The sequence below is a fragment of the Mesotoga infera genome (assembly GCA_011045915.1).
Lineage (GTDB): Bacteria > Thermotogota > Thermotogae > Petrotogales > Kosmotogaceae > Mesotoga > Mesotoga infera_D.
Map to the genome: position 1 here is coordinate 1 of DSBT01000259.1, position 4351 is coordinate 4351.

At 46.4% G+C, this 4351-nt stretch carries 2 protein-coding genes; one reads left to right on the forward strand and one right to left on the reverse strand.

The features are described from left to right. The first annotated feature begins 947 nt into the window (after positions 1-947). Entirely contained in the window at positions 948-1979 is a 1032-nt protein-coding gene (locus ENN47_08825) for a hypothetical protein (GenBank protein ID HDP78267.1), read from the forward strand. A gap of 18 nt (positions 1980-1997) precedes the next feature. Here ENN47_08825 and ENN47_08830 read toward each other — a convergent pair whose 3' ends face one another. Next, positions 1998-2747, reverse strand: coding sequence for an alpha/beta fold hydrolase (locus tag ENN47_08830; protein ID HDP78268.1), 750 nt, complete (start codon positions 2745-2747; stop codon positions 1998-2000). Positions 2748-4351 lie beyond the last annotated feature (1604 nt).

Genomic DNA, 4351 nt, shown 5'->3' on the forward strand with positions numbered 1-4351 from the left:
ACGCCGGGCGGAAGAGCCGTCTTCTGTGGTACGTGGATGGTGGTTGATCAAGGCAAAGAGCTAGAGCCCCCTAAAAATCAAGAGTAATGAAATCCAGTTTGTCAGAACCAGCTCACTTCGTCAGCTGCCAAAACTGATCAATATCTGGTCTATGATCTTATCAGTGAACGGGTCCTTGCTATTAAACGGTCAACGGCGAACCATCTTTTGCAGCGTTCAACGGGTCATCGTTCTTAAGCGCAAATACGCCCTAACAAGCTGGTTAGTCCTTATTTTCGCTTTGTTGGTTCTTCAAAGTATTCAGCAGGTTTTCGGAACCGTTTTCAAAGAACCAGATCCCGATCAGTTTCCCTGAACAGGAGCATTTTGGGGCAGGCTTTCAGGGCAGGCGCTACGGGATGACAGGAACAGGGATTTGCGGACGCACTAATCAGGGAGGGCCTTATGGGATGACTGACTTTTGCTACTTCAAGTCATCCTGACAATGCTGGTCAGGATCTCGATCTTTGAAACAGTTCCAAGTTCCAGTGTGCAAGTTGTAGAGCAAAAGCCATGAAACTCTCTAAGTCTCGTGAAAGGCTCTTCTCTGTGGACCGTGGACCGTTGACGGACAACGTTGTTTTGAACAGCGATCAGCGGGTCATCGTTCTTAAGCTCACATCGGATCTAAGGGCGTCAGGTCAGACTCTACGGGATGACAGCCAATGATTTCACGTGATTTTTTCGTGATCCCGGTTCGGTATCTCATTCTTCTCGAGCACTGATAACTGCAGGAGTCAATCGCCTTGCTCAGCGAAGCCCGTGACCCCTTACTCGCCACTTTGCTCTTCCCTTTGAGTTCGTGTTTAAGGCATAATAGTGTAAGGAAGATCTCTTTGCCCCTCATTGATTATTAACATTGTTGGTAAAGCGCACAGATATGCTGTGAGTTTTTGGAGGGTCTTTTCATGAATATCTCAATCGTGAAGGAAAGCGGAATCGAGCTGCTCATGTCTTTGTTCAGGCTCAATAACCACGAAAGAATGATCCATAACGACCGCGGATCTTCTGACTTTATATCAGACTGGGTCTCTAAATTGCGTCTGTCAATACCGCCAAATTATCGTGAACTGCTGGAAAGGTTTTTCGGATGGAAAGCCTTTTTTGGTCTTAGGATCGTTCCCTACCTCTTCCTTGAGGACTCCCCTTCTTCTTCAGATCTCGTTGGCTTGATCAAGAGGACTTCGCCGGAGAGATTGCTTCATATGTTCTTGAGCAGTGATTTCAAGGAGCCAGATGAATTAGGCGACATGATTATCCAGTCTTTCGGACGCAACGAAAAGGCTGCTTTGGATTTCGCCTTCTCAAATCCTACTCTCACCAATTTGGACAGATACGAAGCCATTGAAATGCTTAAGAATCAGTCAGAAACGCGTGACTCTTTTGTGGAACTCCTGGAATTCGGTAGTGAAAATTCGCTGCCATCGCCAGATTATGACCTTTCGATTTCTTACTCGCAAGAACTTCTCGAGGAGAATCTCAGAGAATTCGGAAGCAGTTACTTGCGCTTTCTCCTTGATCTTGATGCTCCTAATACATCGGTCGAAGAGACAAAGTTACTGTTTTCATGGTCTCTTGGTGGTTCTGAAATTACAATTGAGGTCCCAGAAAAGAACTCGATTATCTCTGTTGTGGGCACCGACAGGACAAGGGAGCGAAGCCTTACGGTCGAAAAGCAAGATGCTGCCGGCATAATGAGTACGATGGCCAAAAGAGAATCAATCGAGATCCTTCGCAAGGTTCTGCACTCAAGTCATACTCTCTCGAGTATCGTAGATTTGTCAGGCTTGCATCGGCATAATGCAATAGAAGTTCTAGCTGGATTGTCCAGGCGGGGATTGGTAATTCCTGAAACTTACGAAGGGGAATTGACTTTCCGATCTGAGATTAAGCTGCTTGACAAAACTCTTGATGAAATAAGGAGACAAATAATAGGATAGCGGGCGCCCTGACGCCCGCTACAAAAGGGTCTTACTTAGAAAGTCAGAGGAAACAGAAAAGAGTTCTTCGATCCAGTCGATCCTCTGGTATTTGTGGTTCGCTTCTTCCACTGTATGAATACTGAGTCCCCTCTGGTCTGCGTATTCTTTGACCGGAAGATACGGAACTGATTCATCGTCGGATCCGTGTACTATTAGAAGATCTCCAAAATAGTTTCTCAACTCCTCTGAAGCGTCTACGCTTCGTCCATCCTCAAAGAATAACGGCCCGAGTTTCAGGCCTAACACATCCCTAAATTTCTCACCTGCTTCAGAAGTATAATCCTCCCTATGGAAAAACTCCTGGTTCATGATAACAGGAGACCATAGCAGCAGTGCGCTTATCTCCGGATGTCTGCCCGCAAAGATCGATGCCACCATTCCTCCGAGACTGTAGCCAATTACGCCGAATTTTCCCGAGCACCATTCCAGCGTCTGAGCAAACTCGAAAACCTCTTCAGCATCTCGCAGCTCCGTCAGAGGCGACATTTCGTCGAACTCGCCTTCGCTGTCGCCAGATCCTCTGAAATCGAATCGTATAGTTGCGATTCCCCTTTCGACAAGCCTTCTCGATAGACGCGGAAATTTGAATGTGGATACAATGTGTTCTCCAGTAAATCCATGAAACATCAAGACTGTAGGGAAGCTTTTCCCTGAGGAAGGATACTCGCATATTCCAAATATTCTTCTCCCTTCCTCACCAAGTGTGAAACTCTCCAATCTAGACAAATTGATCCCTCACTTCATCTCAAGCCTAGCTTCAATTCGATATAGCCCATTGTTCCTTCAATTATTCGCTCCGTTCCAGCCGCTTCCTCCCAGGTAAGAATCACGACTCCTCCCCCGTCTTCTATCTCAAAATTATTGGTATTGGTTCCAGAGACAGATCTTCCGCCTTCTTCAAGTTCGACTATCCAAGGGAGTTTCTCAAACAGAAGTTTATAACTCTCGATCGAAGGGTGAGTGATCTGCTTCTTTGCTAGTACGATAACGAGGAGCCCGCCGTTCTTGACATAATCAACTATGAAATCAACCTGTTCTTCGGATATTTCCATGAAGTCTTTCATAAAAGTGTCGGCATCCGGCAGGGGAAGTATTAGGACTTGACCGCTGAAAGTGGTCTTCTCCGTCAGCTCTCCAATTACGGGCTTCACCTCACCGCCGAGACCCTCTAGCAGCTGCGTCAACGGCTTCAACTCAGTCAGGAAGTAATTCTCATGAGAAGTGTCGAGATGAGCTGTGAAGCTGACGAAATCGACGTTGATTCTAAATGCCAGTTCATCATCTACAAAGAAGTCCAGAGAGTCTTCTTCAGTTTCAAATGTCTCAACTATCTCCAGACACGTCATAGAAGAGATCTCATAGTCCCTGGAAAATACCGTGGTCTCTCCGCTCTTCACTTCAACCGAAATCACCTGATCTTCTCTCAGAGAGTTTATCAGGTCGAAACCGACATCAAATGGGAGTCCCTTAACCGGTCTTGGATCGATTGTCCTCGCGTTGAGAAGGTATTTGTTCGTACTGCTCTGAAACCATATTGGAGAAGAGACCAGCTCATTTCCGTCGATCTGATCGATCTTGACGAAGTACCAGTTATATGAGAGTGGATTTTCAACATCAATCTCGACTTCCCACTCATCACCGGAGACATCCAGTTCGAATATTCCATTGTTGCTGTAGATCGCCGCTCTTCGAACACGCTCGCCGGGGTCGCTGTACTCGACTTTCAGAGTAGCTCTGGGAATGTCATACAGGGTATCACCCATCTTTGCGCCCTCAACGGAGAATGCTATGAAGGCGTTGCGATCTTCAGTGGCGTATATATTTCTTGTCTTGAGAGCTTCATATACTTTTTCCGTTGTTAGTTCATCAATGACGAAGGCCGTTCTCGCATCGTTTACAGTCGCCCAGTTCTTCTGATGATTGTCTTGATTTGCAGACGCTCCTACATGCCAGCCTCGACTGAGAGCCCGTTGATAACGCTCGAAATACTCTTCCTTTATCACGTTATTTGAATTCGAGCCGGCACCATTTCCCACTTCGAGCGTGTTTATATAAAGATCAACTTCGGGGAAGTATTCAAAATCGAAAAAGTCACCGTACTTCCTTCCAGGGTGGCAGAATTGAGCGGTTGCCTGTTTATCCACGATCCACTGGTAGATGTCGTATAGATCCGTTGTGCTTCTATCAATCCATTCAGTGGTATCGTATATCGTTATGTGTCCCCGACTGGTCAGCGTCCACTCGAAGCCGGAAATTGCTATGAATTCTCCTTCAATGGTGAATCTCTCGGCCATCTCGATTATTCTGTCCAGTTTCCATGAGCCATCTGG

What these genes read in the sequence shown, in the direction of transcription:
- ENN47_08825 (HDP78267.1), top strand. Translation starts at nt 948, where the DNA reads ATGAATATCTCAATCGTGAAGGAAAGCGGAATCGAGCTGCTCATGTCT.